Here is a 16,754-nt window from a genome sequence, read left to right as displayed (position 1 = left end):
AAAATCACCTCAACTAATTATGTCAACTAGCTGAGGTGATTTTTTATGCTGCTTGGTAGGCTTCTAATGCCGAATAAAATGAATTTTTTACGGACTCACGAATATTCAAATAAGTAATATAATCGGATAATTCGGTGATGTCACTAGTCATTGGAAAATCAAAGTCGGAGTGAGCATAGCAAGCTGCCGAATTAAATGGCCCATGTTGATCGATGAATGGCTCTAACCAGCGGTAAAATGTCATCTTCAATCATCCTCTCAATACTTGATAATCTCAGTTTAACGGCAATTAATTGGGATGTACAGGGATTAGGACTAGCTTAATTAATTTGCAAATTAAACGTAAAAATTGTGACTTGCATGTAAATTGATGTAAATAAATTGTAATAGTCTATGATAATTTATTTGCTCGAAGTCGTTGCAGATCTTGTTTCCGAAGTAAGTTTTGATAGTAACCTAAACTGGTTAGGTCCAAACGTAAGTCGTGCATCACGCTGGCTAAATCAGTCGCTCGATGTTCACGTAAGAACCAAAGGACAAAACTTTGTCGCAATAAAACTGGTGTCAAAGGTAGCCCAGCCCGCTGACTGTCACCGGTTAGATACTTATGCAGCGCTGCCAAGCTAAGATGTGGGTCATCACCACGTTTACGCTGTTTTAAAAAGAGATCTTTGGTGTCAAACTCGCTTTGTAACGGGACTAAAAAATCACTAAAAGTAGTTAAGAACACTTGTTCGTTTGTGCTGAAAGTGAGATGATTAAGTTGCTGATAAAAATTTGGTGCCAGTATTTCACTTGCAGTGTAGCTTTTACAAGTAAACAGCAAGAATGCCCGTGTATAGACGTGTAGATCGGCATTTGTCAGCAAGTCTGGTAATTGAACTGGCCAATCATCAACTGGCTGCTCAGCGCCAACGGGTTGGCCTTTGATCGCAAATGTGGGCAATGTGGTGATCGTTCGGTACGCAAATAAAAAACTAAAATAGCCATTCAAATTGGATAAACTTTTATTGATCGTGCTTGTTTTAAATTCTCTTCGGTCTCTGAGCATGGCTAAGTAGGCCTTAATATCATTTTCGGTAATGTCAGCAATTAAGCCGCTGGCATGATATGTGGGATTAAAATGTTGCTCATATTGAAAGAAGTCAGCCAGGGTCAGCTGATATTGATTAATCGTTTGAGGTTGCTTGCCATCAGCTTGTAATTGCTGCACAAAGCTTTTTTTATAAGGAAATTGACTCGTCATGTAGGTTACACATCTTTTCTAATTATAATCTGTTACTATAACTAAAACACAAAACCAAAATCAAAACAAGCCATTAGAACGGATGCTGAGAGACGCATTCTAAGGACCAGTTCAACAATTAAACGGATAAGTGATCACGAGACGTGAACTCAAATCAAGCCTGATAATTGCAATTGAAGCTAAATTCGAATTTACTGGAATTTATACTAATTTATGATTTACTAAAACTAAAAATCTAATTCTAACTGAAATGATTTTTTAAGCTCAATGATTCTTCAGCGAAAAAATAATAGCAGCAGAATTATCCGACAACAAATTGGTATTAGAAAATATTTAATCATTGTTGACGATAAGACAAATCAGCACGAATTAGTCAAAAAGGCAAAAAAAGACCTGAGGGGGTCCAAATTTGACCGTGGGGGAGTATTTTAATTCCAACCTATACTTCGTATAATATATATTATGTAAACTAGAATATATTAAAAAAGGTCCCCCTCTCAGAATCTACTACTTAATTGCCGATAACCCTAAAAACTGGTTTTATTGCCTTAAATGCAGTTTATTCTGCTGCAGTCTGAACAAATATAATTCAAAATAAAATCAGAGTTTTGAATCTGTCATTTTATATATGAGCTATTTGAATTGATAGCCAAAATAAAATTGACTAGATCATGGCTGATTTAGGATTAAATTCAGCTGCAATTATGAATCTTTGTCTGTAAAGCATCTGCTGGATTAACTTTTAAACTATTACAGACGTCTATGCATCAATCTGTGTTGCTTAGTCTGTGGAACTCATGCTGCGGCCATAACTAGTGCTGTGATTTAAACTAGCAATCGTGACTAAAGCGCCGCTGATTCTATAAACGCTGATCGTGTTAGATTTTACTCCTGATATTTAAGCTCTAGTAACTTTACTAGTTGTTGAAATTGTTCTGGGTTCTTCAAATCGACCGACGCAACGATTTGATTCAATTGGTTGAAAACGTCGTTGATCTTACGTGCGGCCACTTCGCCTTTAGGTAATAAGAAGATCTGTTTCATATGTGAGTCAGTCGGACTAATCCGGCGAATGATTAAATTTTGCTGCTCAAGTTTTTTAATCATATTAGTTAGCGTAGCTGGTTGGACATTTAAATACTTAGCCAGATCGACCTGATTAGTTCCCGGCACGTCGCTTACGTAATGCAATAAACGCGCATGATCCATTCTAATGCCAATATCGGTGAGTCTTTGCTGAATGATTTTACCTTCCAATTGGCCGACTTGATAAATTAGTTCTGCAGTTGTGACTGGGTGCTGCTGAGACATTGGACACCACTCCTTCATGTTGTAATTAAAATGTAGTTTAATTGACTTCTAAAATCAAGTGGTGTAACCTTTTTTCGTGTTCAGGTTGTAATTACAACTTGAATGATTAATCTTAGGAGGCTTACCGATGGCAGTCACCAAACCATATCACGTTAAAACGATTCTCGTTATATTTATGTTAGGTGCATTCATCTCGATTTTAAATCAGACTTTACTATTTACCGCGTTTCCTAGCATTATGACGACTTTTAAGGTTAGCAACAGTACCGTCCAATGGCTGACGACTGCCTATATGCTGGTAAGTGGATCCCCGTTACCGCGTTTCTCATTGGGCGCTTTACAACGCGGCAACTAACGCTATTTGCGCTTGGGTCCTTTACCCTTGGAACATTGCTGTCAGCACTATCCGTCAATTTCAGCATGCTATTAATTTCACGACTCATCCAAGCAATCGGTGTCGGCATTATCATTCCCCTAATGCAGGTCGTCATGTTTACGATCGTTAAAAAGGCGCAGCATGGCACTGTCATGGGGATCATCGGCCTTACAACGGGCTTTGCACCGTTGATTGGGCCGACTATCGCTGGGTTTATTATTAACAAATTGTCGTGGCGTTTCTTATTTTGGTTAGTTCTTCCAATCGGTATTGGATTAATTATTGCGACTATCGTGGGCATGCAAAACGTTGGTAATCCTAACCCCGAAGCTAAACTCGATATTCGTTCAGTCAGTTATTCGACCCTCGGATTTGGCCTGTTACTTTATGGTACTGGAAGCCTTACTCAAAATAAACAGTTAGGGCTTATCGCGATAATTGCAGGCTTAATATTTATTGTCGTCTTCATTTTTCGGCAATTAAAGTTGCCTAAGCCGATGCTGGACTTTCGTGTTTTTAAGAATCGTCAATTTTCATTGTCACTCATCTTAGTTGTACTATCATTTATCACCTTAATTGGGCCACAAGCAGTTATTCCAACCTTAATCCAGTCGGCCATGCATCATACCGCCCTGACGTCGGCATTCGTACTTCTGCCTGGTGCGCTTGCTAGCGGCTTAACGTCATTAATCGCGGGTAAATTATATGACCGTGTCGGTGGGAAAATATTGGGGCTTATCGGTAGCCTGACGGTTGCACTTTCTATGTTCCCTTCCTATTTCTCACGGTGCACACTTCCCTCATTATGATGGCGCTCTGTTTGATTTTAAAAATGATTGGAAATTCTTTGGTCATGACGCCCTTAACAACGGAAGCCTTAAATGTCTTACCACCAACGCTATTAAAGCATGGTACTGCCATGGTCAAGACGTTTCGTCAGGTTGGCGGCTCCATTGGAACGGGACTATTAGTCGTTATTCAAACGATTTTCAGTACTAGTTCTCCATTCATTGGTGCCCGGGCCTTTTTTTGCCAGCATTATTGGTCTTGGCCTCATTCGCTTTCTGATTGCTTTGATGCTCAAACCCAGTAAATGAGTAGCTTAAAATAACTCTTCTTTGGTCCCCTGCCGAGTTTATCGGTTACAAAAGGCCCGACGAATTTTAAATTCACCGGGCCTTTAATATATATTTTGCTGAGCGGATCGGTCCAAACCTAAAATGTGTCTTGAACCTGGCTTTACTAAATATACTTCAGTCGCTACCCCCTTGTTAACTGATCATTACCTGAGCCAGTCATTAACCTGTTTATCAACGTGGTCAACCTGATTACCATCGACTACTAAGGCCGATGTAAAACGGTTATTTACTGCGCCTCGTTGGCTAAGACTCTCTTTCACCACTTGAACACTGTCGCCTTGGCCATAGCCGCCTTCACTCATGAACGGGGCAATCATTTTATCAGATAATTGCCGACCATAAGTATTTAAAAACGAGTGCATTGGATGCGACAGTGTCATGGCCCAAACTGGATAGCCTAAGTAAACCGTTTTGTATTGGTCCAGGTTAGGCAACGCCATATTTAGTTCTGGATAATCCTGACGCTCGCGTTCAGCATTTGCCCGTGCCAAGGTCTTAGGATAATTACTTGGATAAGGTTCTTGCACAGTAATTTCCAAAATATCAGCATTAGTTTTATTTTCAATCTTGCTGGCTAATAATTCCGTACTGCCTGATCTTGAAAAGTAAATAATGATACTTTCAGCCGAATTGGTTAACCTTCTAATCGGCTGATGATTCTTATTCGTATCCATTCCATCAGAAGTCGTTCCAGCGCCATTCAAAATTAGATTTTCCTAATTGATAAGCCGTGATTGTTTGTCCGGCGATCGTTGCATTTTGAAATTTATTGTTCAATTTCCTATCCTCCAATTAATTCAATTAGCCTTGACCATTCATGAATGCTGGGTACAATGTCATTCCACCATCGATGAATAAGGTAATACCAGTCACATAACTTGATTCATCTGATGCTAACCAAGCGGCTCCGGCAGCTACTTCCTCAGGTTTACCAATTCTGTCCATGGGAACCATTGAAACGGTTTGGTCATATTGTTCTTTGTCCGCAAACTTCTTCGCGTTGATTGGCGTGTTGATGGCTCCAGGTCCAATTGCATTGACCCGTACACCGTCTTTGGCATATTCCATGGCAATCGTCTTCGTAAACATCTTTACGCCGCCCTTAGCAGCCGCATAACTTGAGAACGTTGGCCATGGGATCTGTTCATGAACGGATGACATATTGATGATATTGCCCTTTTTACCATGTTCTTTAAAGTAGTTCAAAGCGGTCTTTGCCCCTAAGAACACACCGGTTTGATCAATTGAAATAACCCGATTCCAATCTTCTAGTGATAATTCATGGGTCGGTGATTTGATTTCCATACCAGCATTGTTGACCCAAACATCCAAGTCACCGAAGTTATCGACCGCAGCTTTTAGTAACGCGTTATTGCCTTCTTCTGTGGCCACGTTTGCTTGAACGATAACCGCCTTGCCACCATTTTGTTCAACTTTGTCAGCGGCCGCCTGTGCACCCGTAGCATCACTATTGTAATTAATAACCACTGACATGTGTTTTTGACCAAACCGTTCTGAAATTGCGGTGCCGATTCCCTTTGAACCGCCTGTAATTACTGCCACTCTGTTTTTAAGATCTTCATACATCATAAATTCCTCCAATTTGGTTTTTAAAAGATTGTTGTAATGATTGCGCCACCGACGATTAAAACTAAGCCGATGATAGTCAACGTTAATTCGCGGTGACTCTTCTTTTCATGTAGAAAAAGCATCGAAATTTTTGGATGTTGTTCTGCAAACAAAAAAGTTCTCTCTAAGCGACCACGGCCACTTAAAGGAAACTTTAAAAATATATAACTAAAACATAAAAATTAAAATTCAGACTAAGTCTTTGGTACTACTAACGTCAGGTACATTTTCTTAGATATTGTTGACATTGCAAACATTTTGCATTACTATATATTTATATTTTGCACAGCAAACTAATTGGAGGCGCTACATGACACCAAATCATTTCATCACAAAATTTCGTAGTTTTAATCGCTATTACTCAAATCTGTTATCGGGATTTGACCGACATCTATACGGAGATCCATTCTCACTGGTTGAGGACCGCGTTGTAACCACGATAAAAACCGCAGGTGTCATCAATCCCAACGACATCAGTGAAAAACTAAACTTAAATAAAAGTCAATTGAGCAAAATACTCACAAAAATGGAAAAGCAGGACATTATCCAACGTTCAATCAATCCTAAAGACAAACGTTCCATATTGATCAGCTTAACCACCCTGGGTGAACAATTACAGGACAAGCAGGTACGTACAGTTCAAAGTGGCCTAAATGATTTCGTCTCACCCTATAGTCCTCAACAATTGGGTAGAATGAGCAAGTCGATGCAAATCATAAAAAACACGCTCACTAATGAACACAATGTTAAAATCGAAACTACTGGCCTGTCGGATATTGGCTATATCGCCGATCTTCATGCACGTGTTTACACGGCTCGCCACTATCACGCCATTTTTCAATATTATGTCCTAGAATCATTAGCCAAATACACCCAGTCAGAACTTGGCGGCGTCACCTTCACTGCAACAGTAGATGGGACTCGGGCCGGGACAGTCAGTCTAGTCGAGTCAACCGATGGCACTTGGCAAGTACGCTGGTTCGTTGTTGATCCCGCTTATCAAGGCCATGGCCTTGGTAAGCAACTTATCACCACACTAGTTGATTACGCTAAGCTTCATGATATTTCTCAAATGTATCTCTGGACGGTCAGTGAATTAGAGGCAGCCAGAAGTATCTATGCGCGCAATGGCTTCCATCGCGCCGAAACCAAACCCAATCACGAATGGAAAGACAATACAATCATGGAAGAACGCTGGGATTATACCCCAGGAACTGGACGTCAATACAACAGCTGACCGCATCACAGTGACAAAGTGATTGGTCAAGGCGTCGCATGTGTTTCATTTTATACAAAAGAAGCGTATCGAAAGATTTAAAATCATATGAAAAGTAGATGAATATGTGGTTAAATCTTCGGTGTTTTTAAGTGGAATTTATACCTTTAATACCATGGCCGTATGCCTACTTTTCTCTTTCAATCTTTTCTACGCCTTGTCAATGGAAATGGTGATAAATTAGGTTTTACTTGTTCAAGGTGGTCTTGATTTGACTACTTTTGTACATTGTCCAAAGGTTTGAACAGAGATTATAGTTAAAATACCTCAAAGAGTGAGACCCTGAGGTGCACTTAAATAAGCCTTGAGGGTATGAATTTTTTCCCAAGGCTGGTATGCTTTAATTGTAACGAGGACTTACTTACGTTGAGGGGCTAGCTCATACGAGTAAGGTTGATTCGTTTTTATGAGATAAAGGATTGTCTTAATGAGATGATCAATTTCTTTGACGATGAGTGGCTTTTGGGGGCCGTCTCCTCGTCTTTTTTGATACCCATCTCTAATATGATTGTCTGCCATTTTGAAATTTATCATGAGAACCACTGTCCAATATAGGATCCGTCTAGCGTGAGGATTACCGTGTTTGGTGATATGCCGTGCTGATTGGTGATCACCCGAGTCCATTTCCGTCAGGTCAATTCCAATGAAGCTATTGAGTTGCTGTCGCGTCTTGAAACGTCGAACATCACCTAACTCACTGATTAGTCGAATAGCGGTACTAGCACCGATTCCGGGGATAGTTTGGAGAAGCGTATATTCGGATAAATTATTTCCAAGTTCAATCATTCGCTGAATTTGTTCTTCTTCCTGCCCCATTAGGTCAAGAACCTGTTCTGCCAAATTCTTGATTTGACGTGTGTTATCTGACGTAATGGGAACGCCATCACCATTTTTTGCGGCTAGTTTCCAAAGTTTATGAGCATATTCATGAGCTCGTTTTGGACCAACACTCTTAAAATGTGCCGCTAAGATATTATTCTGCAAGACATTCAGATCTGTAAATTCCCGGACTATTTGAGCATGGGGAAAGAGTGCCAGTAGCTTCCAAGTAATCTTGTTGTCAAAACTGAATCCGCCTTTAGAGTTACCGAATGTTGCGAAAGTTAACTGTAAGACCCGGTGTGTTGAAGTGCCCCATGATTCTTAAACAGTCGTGGGGCACTTGCAATTCATTCTGATTCTTTTAATTAATTTTGATAAGTTTCGGCTTGATTATAACTGACTAATCAGTTAGTATTAAAAAATGAATAATACATAAATAACCTTTGAAGGAAGTTAAAACATGCAGAAATTAATTATGATTACTGGAGCTACTGATGGTATCGGCAAAATCACCGCAAATGAATTGGCTCAAAAAGGCCATCACATCATTATTCATGGTAGAAATGAAAAAAAGGCTAAACGTGTAGTCAGTGAAATTAAACAAGAAACTGGTAATCAAAATGTTGATTATTTGATTGCTGATTTATTCTCCATGAAAGCTATTGTGGAGATGGTTGCACAATTTGGTCAGAAATATGATCATTTAGATGTTTTGATAAACAATGCCGGAGCGGTTTTGGATGATAAACGTTTCGTAACGGAAAATGGCTTTGATGGAACGCTTGCCTTAAACGTGATAGCACCATTATTGTTAACGCAACTGTTACTTCCAAAATTACGTCGGTCTCAAGATGGCCGTATTATAAATATGTCTTCAGGAACCTATCGTCTAGCCAAACCGGATATGAGTGATTTAAATTTGGAGAAAGTTGCATCTGGACAAGCTCGCTATGGGATTGCTAAACTATTCGTAATTTGGAATACACAACATTTGGCCATGCTGCTACAAAAAAATGGCATTGAGAATGTAACAGTCAACGTCTCCCATCCTGGTGCTGTTGCTACCAACTTTGGTCAAAATAGTGATAATGGTTGGTTCAACGATTTTATTTATAAATCTTCTCTAAAAATAGCTAAGTTATTAAAACTTGATCCTAAAAAAGGTGCTGTTACCAATGTTTATTTGGCTGATTCGCAGGCTGTGAAAGATATTACAGGCAAATTTTTCAATAATAAAAAGCAACAGATAAAGCCTTATGCTAAACAGTGGAACACTGAAAAAGAAAAAACTGTTTGGGACTATTACATGTTAAAACTAAAGCCATGGTTAAATGAAGATTCAATAATTTAATGGAGATATACAATGAGAACAAGAGATGAAAAGAAAGTAAAAGCTATTCGTGATGCTGTAATTGAACTCAGTCAAGCAGATGGCTTTACTAATTTAACAACAGCCAAGGTTGCGAAAAAAGCGGGAGTCAGTCCGGCAACTATATATTGGTATTACACAGATAAAACTGATTTGCTAAGCCGTTTATATGAAGCCGTTAAAAATGAATTGCATTCTGGTTTAACAGCAGAAATAAAAAAGTCAGGGACTGATTTAACAGCTCAGTTAATAGCTATGTTAACTTTCACGATCATACAAGCTAAAAAATTTCCTAAAGAATCACATTTTGTGTCTGCATTATGGACTAACCAGGAATTATTAGATGAACAGGCCCGAAAATTTGGTGAGCAAGAGACAGCGTCACTGTTGATACTTTATAAAAAAATTCAGGCAGATTCTGATTTTATTGACGCCCCTCAGGCAGTACTGTCGGCTTTTTGTAGTGTACCATCGTTGTTACTTCAAACTGTGGATGATGCAAATGAGGAGGAAATTAATCAAACGATACAATTGGTTGTTAAAACTTTGAAAAAATAAATTAGACCTAATCATGTCCAATTGGATGATGATTAAGTCTTTTTTTATATAATCGGATTATTTGCCATTATTGTAACAACCGAAGAAAATCAAAAAAATAGGCAACCATACACAGATGGTTGTCTAAAATTTCATTTATTTAACTTGTCTTTTGATAAAGAGCAGCAAATCTTGTATGTACTTTTCTATCCCAATTGATTAGTCGGACGAATAATCACTTCATTCCAAGCTGCATCAGCTGGCATATCAATGGCTTCTTTGATAGTTAAAGCTACTCTATCAACCGGAATACCAAATGATTCATAGAACTTTTCCATATTAGCTTTAACTTCTGGATCTGTTACAGAGCTCAATAATTCTGTATTGATGGCACCCGGTGAAATAACGGTTACTCGAACATTATTTTTAGCATCGACCATTTCTTGACGCAATGATTCACTAATAGCTCGAACCGCAAATTTTGTTGCGGAATAAACTGCACTGCCTTGATGCGCCGTATGACCAGCAACTGAAGAAACATTGATAATGTGACCAGACTTTTGCTTATCCATGTAAGGAATAGCAGCTCCAATTCCGTACAATGTTCCTTTAATATTGATATCGATCATATTATTCCAGTCATTGATCTTCTTCTCTGAAAGAACTGATTGTGGCATAATACCAGCATTATTCAACCAGACATCGATCCGACCAAATTTATCAATCGCTAATTTAGCAAGAGATTCCACTTGGTCATCATCTGTAACATCAGTTGATTGGTATGTTGCTTCCCCACCTAATTTTTCAATGGAATCAGCAATATCTTTCAATCTATTTTCACGACGTGCACCCAAAACTAATTTAGCACCATCTTTTGCCAATAATTTGGCAGTAGCTTCACCAATCCCACTAGAAGCTCCGGTAATGACAACAACTTTTGATTCACTCATAATAAAAATAATCTCCTTTTTCTTAATATACAGGTCTGTTTTTACCTTGTGTCTCAGCATCAGCGATACCAACTGAATCGTTCTTCAAATAGCCTGGGTCAGCAATGATCTTAACAATGACGTCGGCCATACTTTGACGAGAACCAGAAACGCCAAGATATTGTTCATTCTTGTGGGTAATTTCATACTTAACTTCATCACGGTCATTCAACCATGGGAAACGCAAGGTTGTATACGTTAAGCCTGATTCCTCAAGCAACTTGTCAGCGTTAATAGCAGCGTCCAAACCACCCTTAACCATGCTGTAGTTCCAATGACCATATTCACCAGGAACTTCGTTATATAGGCCTAACAAACTTGATTCAATCACACGTTCAACCTTGTTTTCTTTCATAGCTTTAACGACATTCTTAGTCATCGTATTGTTGCCATCGTGATCAACAAAAGCGATATAAACCATGTCTTGGTCCTGCATAGCCTTATTAACGGTTTCATAATCCGTTACGTCACCATCAATCAGGGTAACGTTCTTGTTTGAACTTAATCCGGATAAACGACTGCTATGACGCAAGAATAGTGTCAATTTAACATCTGGTTGTTCACTCAAAATTCTGTCTTCAACGATTCTAGCAATTTGTCCGTTTGCACCTAATACTAATACTTTTTTCATCTTTGTCACTCCTATTATTTTAATTGTGCTAAACTTGTCCCAAATATTTGTTCAATTGCTACTGGATCACGATGATCAAAGAATTGGCTTTTACCGGTATCAAGTTCGTTCATAAACGCCATTTCAGTATTTGTTAATTCGAAATCAAAAACATCGCTATTTTCCTCAATCCGATTTTTGTGTACTGACTTAGGAATAACAACAATTCCTCGTTGGAGGAGCCATCTTAAAGTAACTTGAGCATTGGATTTGTTATATTTGTCAGCAATCTTTTTAATCGTAGCGTTCGTAAAAATATCATGCTTACCTTCAGCGAAAGGCGCCCACGCTTCAATCTGGATGTCTTCGCTTCGTGCAAAATCAACTGCTGAGTTCTGCTGACACCACGGATTAACTTCAATCTGGTTGATTACCGGTTTAATATCACTTAATAATTCTAATTTTTTCAATTGATCAGTGTAAAAATTAGAAACACCGATTGCACGAATTTTCCCAGCAGTGTAAGCTTCTTCTAACGCGCGCCAAGCGCCAGCAATATCGCCATAAGGTTGGTGCAATAAGTACAAATCTAGGTAGTCAACACCAAGATTATTAAGAGATGTTTCAATACCTTTCTTGGCTCGTTCATAGTTAGCATCAGAGACCCAAAGCTTTGATGTAATGAAGAGTTCTTTGCGGTCAATGCCACGACGTTTAATTGCACGCCCAACAGCTGATTCATTTTGATAAGCCGCTGCTGTATCAATCAACCGGTATCCGGCATCAAGGGCATCGATGACTGCTTGTTCGCACTGTTTTAAATCTGTTATCTGAAAGACCCCAAATCCTAATTGGGGCATTTCAATCCCATTATTCAGCTTAACTGTACCCATATTTATTGACCTCTTTGCTTACTTAATTCATGAGTTCATTATATGTTGATACGGGTCACTTGAAAATTACTGAATAAGTATGCTACTATACGTTGGACGTATAGCTTCATCATGAGGTGATCTAATGATTGATAATTACTTGCTTGAAGAACTAGTTAGTTTTAGTAAACATGGAACCTTGGCCGCCACTGCAAAAGAATTGATGGTGACTCAACCAACTGTAACCCGTGGAATGCAAAAACTTGAAGAAGAACTCAATGTTAAGATCTTTGACCGTCAGCCTAATCATATTTTTTTGACAAAAACTGGCATTTTGGCGGCAAAGGAAGCTCAAAAAGTTTTGAATCAGAATCAAAATTTTATTAAGATGATTCAGGCTTACGAGGCAAGTCATACGACGATAAAAGTTGGAGCAGTCGCTCCCGGCCCGCTAATTTTGTTACAGTCACTGGACGCTATCCCTAGTAATGTCGTCATTAATAATGAGCTATTAGATCCTGAAACCGTGAGTTCAAGTTTAGAAGAGCGTAGTTATGCCATGATTTTCACTAATCAAGAAATCATGACTGATTCGATTGAATCACGATTCATTGGTAATGAAAAATTATCGGTCAATTTAGACAAATTCACCTATCTTGCCAACAAAACCTCTGTGACCTTTGCGGAGCTAAAAGGAATGAGCTTTGTTGTGATTAATGATATTGGCGCTTGGAAACAGCTTATTCAAGATAATATTCCTGACGCTAAATTTTTATATCAAGATGAATACGATTCTTTTACCGAAATAACCCAGTATTCTACTTTTCCATATTTCAGCACCGATATTTCAGGAACTGGCCATCATCTTCCTAGTCAAGATGATGATCGGGTAAGAATCCCTATCAGTGATGAGGCTAGTTCTATGGACTTTTACGTTTCTTATTTAAAGACCCAAAAATCTAAAGTCTCGCCATTAATAAAATTGCTATCACAATCTTGGTCGTGAAAAATAGCTTAAACGAGCCCCAATGGAATTGACATTTTCATCCATTGGGGCTCGTTTTTTAGGGTAATTTAATTAAGTGATTTACCCGACGATGAAACTGTCAGGCCGTTACCCAATCATATCGCTTGAGAAATTTATCTGATTTATGCTGTGATACAGGTTTCTCAGCAGCTCTCTTAGCTAAATGCAATTTAAAATTTGCATCTAGGTTCAACAATAACTGACTAGAAATTCCCATCACAGTTTCAATTCTCAAAGCCAAGACTTCATTAATAAATCGTTTACGTTTGAGAATATCGGATATGTTTTTTTGACTAACACCTAGTCGATCAGCCAAATCAACTTGGGTAATCTGATAAAATTCCATGGTTTCTTTAATGAGATTAGCGGCCGAACTGATGTGATATTGCCGAATTTTATGGTCACGATGCAACATAGTGTTTAACTCCTTATGGTCACGATTCCTGACTGCTCAATAGAAAGCTGTTCACATATGCTCTTACGCCCTAACTTTTATTTAGCCACAAAACTCCGAGTAGTGAGATATGCCTTCCCTTATCATAGCAGTTATCTTTATTCTCCAAAAGATTAATGAACTGACTCATAACCCTACATCATACTGACTGATCACTCCGACTTCACCCGACAAATATGATCATGGCCTGTCTGCCAACCACAGAGTATCAGCAGGGTTAGCGGTAGATATAGCACAATATGATAACGCCCTTGAACTTCAACAAGCATACTGCTGACGATGAAACCATCTAAAAGTAAGGCGCTATAAAAGAAATAATGGTTTAAATAGACCGCGTAACGACGAATCAAAACCCATAAACCGAGACCACAACTGATCAAAGCTAACCCCATCAAGCCTTCAAAGTAACTCACCGCTAACCAATTCAGGGGGCTCTGAAACCGTTGCCACCAGTGTATTCTGGCTTGATACGGCTGAGCATTGTCTAAATTATACAGAATCCAATTATAACCATAGTTTTCGGCCATTAAATTTTGTGATTTTTGGACTAAAAAGTTGCCCCACTGCTTTTTTTGTGTCAATTCTTGGATATTTCGTTGCGTGGTTGCTTGCATCTCGCTGGCAACCGTTGCATAAGCCTTGGCGGTAACTGGTTCAGCTTTTAATTCATGTGAGACTTTGGCCATCAAGTCAGCGTTATACTGACCGGATGTTTGTGGATTAGTCCCTGTTGCCAAACTGTAAGCACTGCTGACGCGTGTCGGTGCCACTTGGAAGCCGTATAACCAATTATAAATCATTGATGAGCTGGCCATCAGTACAACGATAATTCCCATGAACAACCCTAGCTGCCGCACAATATGGCGAGTGAGCTTCTGATTAGTCAACCACCAGCTAATCCCGATAAGCACTAAAACAATTAGCCAAACGGACATAATCGGTCGCAACATATTGGCCGCAAAACAAGCTAGAATTGCAATGATTAAATTGGCCCAGCCGTCGTTTGGCGTTGCGGTGGTTAATGGTCGGACTAAATTTGTCAGTGCTAACATTGCGATAAGCATAAAGGTCAAAAAAGCTGGTTCGGCGCCATTTAAAAACGTGCTGTAGAGCCAATAAGCCGGAATCCAATAAAAGATCAGCCCCGCAGCAATTCCCATTGGTCGAGAAAACCAGCGGGCCACCAGCCAATAGAGCAATAACATATCCAACAAGGTACAAGTAATGTTAATCAGTTGGCTGACAATGAAGGCTGAACCCCCAAATGCTGCGCCGACACTGAAAAGATTAGCAATATTAATGGCATGCGGGAAAATCGCATAATTTCCGATTGAACCGTCAGTAAAGAGTTGTTTCCAAGTTAATCCTTGCGCACTAAAAGCCGCCAGCGCATGATAATTCCAAAAATCTGACGTTGGTTTAATTTTAAAGACAAGTAATAAGGGCACTTTCAAGAGATTTAGTCCACCAAAAACCCAAATTAAACGACTGGCGCCACGTTGACTCAACCAAATCGTCAAAAAAACGATACTGGCAACGATTGCAATTAAGGTTAAGATTGCCCAGAGTAAACTCAAATTAACTTCTAAACCGGTATTCTGAGTCCAAGTCCCTGCTGCCGTTGCAACCATTGCACTGCCAATGAGTCCAATCGCAATCAGTAATGTGATGGCTTGAACCACTTGTGTGAGACGTCGTTTGCACATGTGGATTCCTCCCTAATACGACTGCTTCAAACTGGGATCAAATTTTCCGGTACCATGGCGCGTCTTCGTCCAGTTCGTTTTCCCTAGAAGTTGCCGAACTAGTGCAGCGTAGGGGGTTAAACCAATAATGAGTAAATAAACTTGAAAACTAAAACTATTGCCTAATGTCGCCCAGGATTTGAATGGTAAATGGGCATCGACTGTATTTCGTTCATATAAATTAGTAAATAAGACGCAACTTAAAATGGCAATGATAATCACAAGAGTCAAAGCTAAGTGGTGCCACCCGCCACCCCAATTATTCAGACTACGGCTGATCAGGGTAATCAGCGCCACTAGACTTGAGATTGGGACAAGACAGCCCGTTAGTGGCATCATAATCCAAAAGGTCGTATCAAATTTTTGAAAGTTATTGACGAACTGTGAATGCCAAAGTGAAGGCAGATAATGCATACACTGGATAGCCCCCTGACACCACCGCACCCGTTGCCGATAAAATGGCCGCAATTTGGTCACACCTTCTTGTTGCACCACGATGGTGTGTGTGAATCGCACTTCCCCACCTAATAACCAAGTTCGTAAGGTGTATTCCAAATCTTCTAGCAAACTATCGCCCCAGACATTATTTTGAGCCAATGATAGTCGGACAAATTGGCCATTTCCCGAAGCAATGCCCTGACCAAGACGATTACGCAACTGCTGGGTGGCACTATTAACACACATAAATTCAAAGTTTTGCATGCGAGTCAACCAGTTGACTTGATTATTAATGCTGACACCGGTTTGGAGCATCGCCAGTTTAGCATCAGTTTCGAAATTAGCCACCACTTCAGTTAAATCGTGACAACTCATAAACGCGTCCGCATCTAAAACACCAATAATGGTCGTTTGTGGTGAAGCACGTCGGGCTAACGTATGCTGCAAATAGTGAATCGCCGTATTGATTACCGCTCCTTTACCCTGCTGATCGTTGCCAGCACGGTGTAGGATTTGTAAGAATGGTGATTGAGAAGTCGCTAACGCTGACAAACTATGATCATGTGAGTTATCGTCCACCGCAATTATTTGGGCCTCAATGCTATTGGGCAATTTTGCCAACTCTCCTGACAAACGGTTGATCGTCGTCGTGATAACGTTAGCTTCATTTAAGACTGGAATCACCAAATATAATCGAAATGGTTGGGACCCCTTGTGAACTGGTCGAATCGGTTCACGATAATGATTGATCAGTAAAATATTTAACAAGAAGTATCCGTAGAACAAACTTGAAATGGTGATCGCAATTTGACCTAAAATTAACATCATAACTCCCCCTGAATCCCCTGCCATTATAAATGTATTAATGATAACTACCCTGTATTATAACGAAGTACAGTAGGGAACCCTATCGA

The 16,754-nt window shown here is 39.5% G+C and carries 20 protein-coding genes; 7 read left to right on the top strand and 13 right to left on the bottom strand.

What is annotated here, in order from left to right; translation table 11 throughout:
• Positions 1 to 43: 43 nt before the first annotated feature.
• The 3 genes from RA086_RS07160 to RA086_RS07150 all read right to left on the bottom strand — a co-directional run bounded on the left by RA086_RS07160 (position 44) and on the right by RA086_RS07150 (position 2,557).
• Entirely contained in the window at positions 44 to 244 is a 201-nt protein-coding gene (locus RA086_RS07160) for a YozE family protein (RefSeq protein WP_308703153.1), read from the bottom strand.
• Positions 245 to 391: 147 nt separating this feature from the next.
• Positions 392 to 1,246, bottom strand: coding sequence for a phage integrase N-terminal SAM-like domain-containing protein (locus RA086_RS07155; RefSeq protein ID WP_308703152.1), 855 nt, complete (start codon positions 1,244 to 1,246; stop codon positions 392 to 394).
• An 885-nt stretch (positions 1,247 to 2,131) separates the two neighbouring features.
• Positions 2,132 to 2,557, bottom strand: a complete 426-nt coding sequence (locus tag RA086_RS07150) for a MarR family winged helix-turn-helix transcriptional regulator (protein ID WP_308703151.1) — start codon at positions 2,555 to 2,557, stop codon at positions 2,132 to 2,134.
• A gap of 127 nt (positions 2,558 to 2,684) precedes the next feature.
• Here RA086_RS07150 and RA086_RS07145 point away from each other — a divergent pair, with 127 nt between their 5' ends.
• From RA086_RS07145 to RA086_RS07135, 3 genes are read left to right on the top strand one after another with little or no spacing between them, the layout of a single operon-like run.
• Complete coding sequence (locus RA086_RS07145; RefSeq protein WP_308703150.1) at positions 2,685 to 2,912, top strand: hypothetical protein; 228 nt, start codon at positions 2,685 to 2,687, stop codon at positions 2,910 to 2,912.
• Positions 2,831 to 3,742, top strand: a complete 912-nt coding sequence (locus tag RA086_RS07140) for an MFS transporter (RefSeq protein ID WP_308703149.1) — start codon at positions 2,831 to 2,833, stop codon at positions 3,740 to 3,742. The genes RA086_RS07145 and RA086_RS07140 overlap by 82 nt, the downstream gene beginning before the upstream one ends.
• An 11-nt stretch (positions 3,743 to 3,753) precedes the next feature.
• A complete protein-coding gene (locus RA086_RS07135; RefSeq protein ID WP_308703148.1) occupies positions 3,754 to 4,026 on the top strand; it encodes a hypothetical protein in 273 nt (90 codons plus the stop codon).
• A gap of 189 nt (positions 4,027 to 4,215) precedes the next feature.
• On the opposite strand, the gene RA086_RS07130 is transcribed toward RA086_RS07135, so the two are convergent.
• The 3 genes from RA086_RS07130 to RA086_RS07120 form a co-directional block, all read right to left on the bottom strand.
• Positions 4,216 to 4,776 (bottom strand): flavodoxin family protein, encoded by a 561-nt coding sequence (locus RA086_RS07130; protein ID WP_308703147.1) that lies wholly within the window; start codon positions 4,774 to 4,776, stop codon positions 4,216 to 4,218.
• Positions 4,777 to 4,873: 97 nt separating this feature from the next.
• A complete protein-coding gene (locus RA086_RS07125; RefSeq protein WP_308704431.1) occupies positions 4,874 to 5,659 on the bottom strand; it encodes a glucose-1-dehydrogenase in 786 nt (261 codons plus the stop codon).
• A gap of 23 nt (positions 5,660 to 5,682) precedes the next feature.
• Positions 5,683 to 5,814, bottom strand: coding sequence for a hypothetical protein (locus RA086_RS07120; RefSeq protein ID WP_308703146.1), 132 nt, complete (start codon positions 5,812 to 5,814; stop codon positions 5,683 to 5,685).
• 197 nt (positions 5,815 to 6,011) lie between these two features.
• Between RA086_RS07120 and RA086_RS07115 the strand changes: the two genes are divergently transcribed.
• Entirely contained in the window at positions 6,012 to 6,938 is a 927-nt protein-coding gene (locus RA086_RS07115; RefSeq protein WP_308703145.1) for a bifunctional helix-turn-helix transcriptional regulator/GNAT family N-acetyltransferase, read from the top strand.
• 396 nt (positions 6,939 to 7,334) lie between these two features.
• Here RA086_RS07115 and RA086_RS07110 read toward each other — a convergent pair whose 3' ends face one another.
• The gene (locus RA086_RS07110) at positions 7,335 to 7,961 is read right to left on the bottom strand and encodes an IS110 family transposase (protein ID WP_308703144.1); all 627 of its coding nucleotides are present in this window, start codon (positions 7,959 to 7,961) and stop codon (positions 7,335 to 7,337) included.
• Between the two features lie 298 nt (positions 7,962 to 8,259).
• On the opposite strand from RA086_RS07110, the gene RA086_RS07105 reads away from it, so the two are divergent.
• Positions 8,260 to 9,150: an SDR family NAD(P)-dependent oxidoreductase gene (locus RA086_RS07105; protein WP_308703143.1), complete on the top strand. Its 891-nt coding sequence runs from the start codon at positions 8,260 to 8,262 to the stop codon at positions 9,148 to 9,150.
• 12 nt (positions 9,151 to 9,162) lie between these two features.
• Positions 9,163 to 9,726 (top strand): TetR/AcrR family transcriptional regulator, encoded by a 564-nt coding sequence (locus RA086_RS07100; protein ID WP_308703142.1) that lies wholly within the window; start codon positions 9,163 to 9,165, stop codon positions 9,724 to 9,726.
• Positions 9,727 to 9,911: 185 nt separating this feature from the next.
• On the opposite strand, the gene RA086_RS07095 is transcribed toward RA086_RS07100, so the two are convergent.
• From RA086_RS07095 to RA086_RS07085, 3 genes are read right to left on the bottom strand one after another with little or no spacing between them, the layout of a single operon-like run.
• A complete protein-coding gene (locus RA086_RS07095) occupies positions 9,912 to 10,655 on the bottom strand; it encodes an SDR family oxidoreductase (RefSeq protein WP_308703141.1) in 744 nt (247 codons plus the stop codon).
• A gap of 22 nt (positions 10,656 to 10,677) precedes the next feature.
• Positions 10,678 to 11,325, bottom strand: coding sequence for an NAD(P)H-binding protein (locus RA086_RS07090; RefSeq protein WP_308703140.1), 648 nt, complete (start codon positions 11,323 to 11,325; stop codon positions 10,678 to 10,680).
• Positions 11,326 to 11,339: 14 nt separating this feature from the next.
• Entirely contained in the window at positions 11,340 to 12,197 is an 858-nt protein-coding gene (locus tag RA086_RS07085) for an aldo/keto reductase (protein ID WP_308703139.1), read from the bottom strand.
• A gap of 124 nt (positions 12,198 to 12,321) precedes the next feature.
• Here RA086_RS07085 and RA086_RS07080 point away from each other — a divergent pair, with 124 nt between their 5' ends.
• Complete coding sequence (locus RA086_RS07080) at positions 12,322 to 13,182, top strand: LysR family transcriptional regulator (RefSeq protein ID WP_308703138.1); 861 nt, start codon at positions 12,322 to 12,324, stop codon at positions 13,180 to 13,182.
• A gap of 100 nt (positions 13,183 to 13,282) precedes the next feature.
• Here the strand turns inward: RA086_RS07080 and RA086_RS07075 are convergent, their stop codons facing one another.
• The 3 genes from RA086_RS07075 to RA086_RS07065 form a co-directional block, all read right to left on the bottom strand.
• Positions 13,283 to 13,618, bottom strand: a complete 336-nt coding sequence (locus tag RA086_RS07075; protein ID WP_308703137.1) for a helix-turn-helix transcriptional regulator — start codon at positions 13,616 to 13,618, stop codon at positions 13,283 to 13,285.
• Between the two features lie 191 nt (positions 13,619 to 13,809).
• Complete coding sequence (locus RA086_RS07070) at positions 13,810 to 15,363, bottom strand: hypothetical protein (RefSeq protein ID WP_308703136.1); 1,554 nt, start codon at positions 15,361 to 15,363, stop codon at positions 13,810 to 13,812.
• A 12-nt stretch (positions 15,364 to 15,375) separates the two neighbouring features.
• Entirely contained in the window at positions 15,376 to 16,668 is a 1,293-nt protein-coding gene (locus tag RA086_RS07065; RefSeq protein WP_308703135.1) for a glycosyltransferase family 2 protein, read from the bottom strand.
• Between the last annotated feature and the right edge of the window lie 86 nt (positions 16,669 to 16,754).

It is taken from the genome of Lactiplantibacillus brownii (assembly GCF_031085375.1).
Taxonomy (GTDB): domain Bacteria; phylum Bacillota; class Bacilli; order Lactobacillales; family Lactobacillaceae; genus Lactiplantibacillus; species Lactiplantibacillus brownii.
The sequence above is the reverse complement of the archived record's forward strand: the minus strand, read 5'-3'. Positions and strand labels throughout refer to the sequence as shown.

Bases quoted from the DNA above. Each gene is read 5' to 3' on its own strand.
- RA086_RS07155 (WP_308703152.1), bottom strand. From the start codon at position 1,246: ATGACGAGTCAATTTCCTTATAAAAAAAGCTTTGTGCAGCAATTACAA.
- RA086_RS07140 (WP_308703149.1), top strand. From the start codon at position 2,831: ATGGCTGACGACTGCCTATATGCTGGTAAGTGGATCCCCGTTACCGCG.
- RA086_RS07125 (WP_308704431.1), bottom strand. From the start codon at position 5,659: ATGTATGAAGATCTTAAAAACAGAGTGGCAGTAATTACAGGCGGTTCA.
- RA086_RS07160 (WP_308703153.1), bottom strand. From the start codon at position 244: ATGACATTTTACCGCTGGTTAGAGCCATTCATCGATCAACATGGGCCA.
- RA086_RS07145 (WP_308703150.1), top strand. From the start codon at position 2,685: ATGGCAGTCACCAAACCATATCACGTTAAAACGATTCTCGTTATATTT.
- RA086_RS07065 (WP_308703135.1), bottom strand. From the start codon at position 16,668: ATGATGTTAATTTTAGGTCAAATTGCGATCACCATTTCAAGTTTGTTC.
- RA086_RS07115 (WP_308703145.1), top strand. From the start codon at position 6,012: ATGACACCAAATCATTTCATCACAAAATTTCGTAGTTTTAATCGCTAT.
- RA086_RS07090 (WP_308703140.1), bottom strand. From the start codon at position 11,325: ATGAAAAAAGTATTAGTATTAGGTGCAAACGGACAAATTGCTAGAATC.
- RA086_RS07105 (WP_308703143.1), top strand. From the start codon at position 8,260: ATGCAGAAATTAATTATGATTACTGGAGCTACTGATGGTATCGGCAAA.
- RA086_RS07075 (WP_308703137.1), bottom strand. From the start codon at position 13,618: ATGTTGCATCGTGACCATAAAATTCGGCAATATCACATCAGTTCGGCC.
- RA086_RS07100 (WP_308703142.1), top strand. From the start codon at position 9,163: ATGAGAACAAGAGATGAAAAGAAAGTAAAAGCTATTCGTGATGCTGTA.
- RA086_RS07095 (WP_308703141.1), bottom strand. From the start codon at position 10,655: ATGAGTGAATCAAAAGTTGTTGTCATTACCGGAGCTTCTAGTGGGATT.
- RA086_RS07070 (WP_308703136.1), bottom strand. From the start codon at position 15,363: ATGTGCAAACGACGTCTCACACAAGTGGTTCAAGCCATCACATTACTG.
- RA086_RS07150 (WP_308703151.1), bottom strand. From the start codon at position 2,557: ATGTCTCAGCAGCACCCAGTCACAACTGCAGAACTAATTTATCAAGTC.
- RA086_RS07080 (WP_308703138.1), top strand. From the start codon at position 12,322: ATGATTGATAATTACTTGCTTGAAGAACTAGTTAGTTTTAGTAAACAT.
- RA086_RS07085 (WP_308703139.1), bottom strand. From the start codon at position 12,197: ATGGGTACAGTTAAGCTGAATAATGGGATTGAAATGCCCCAATTAGGA.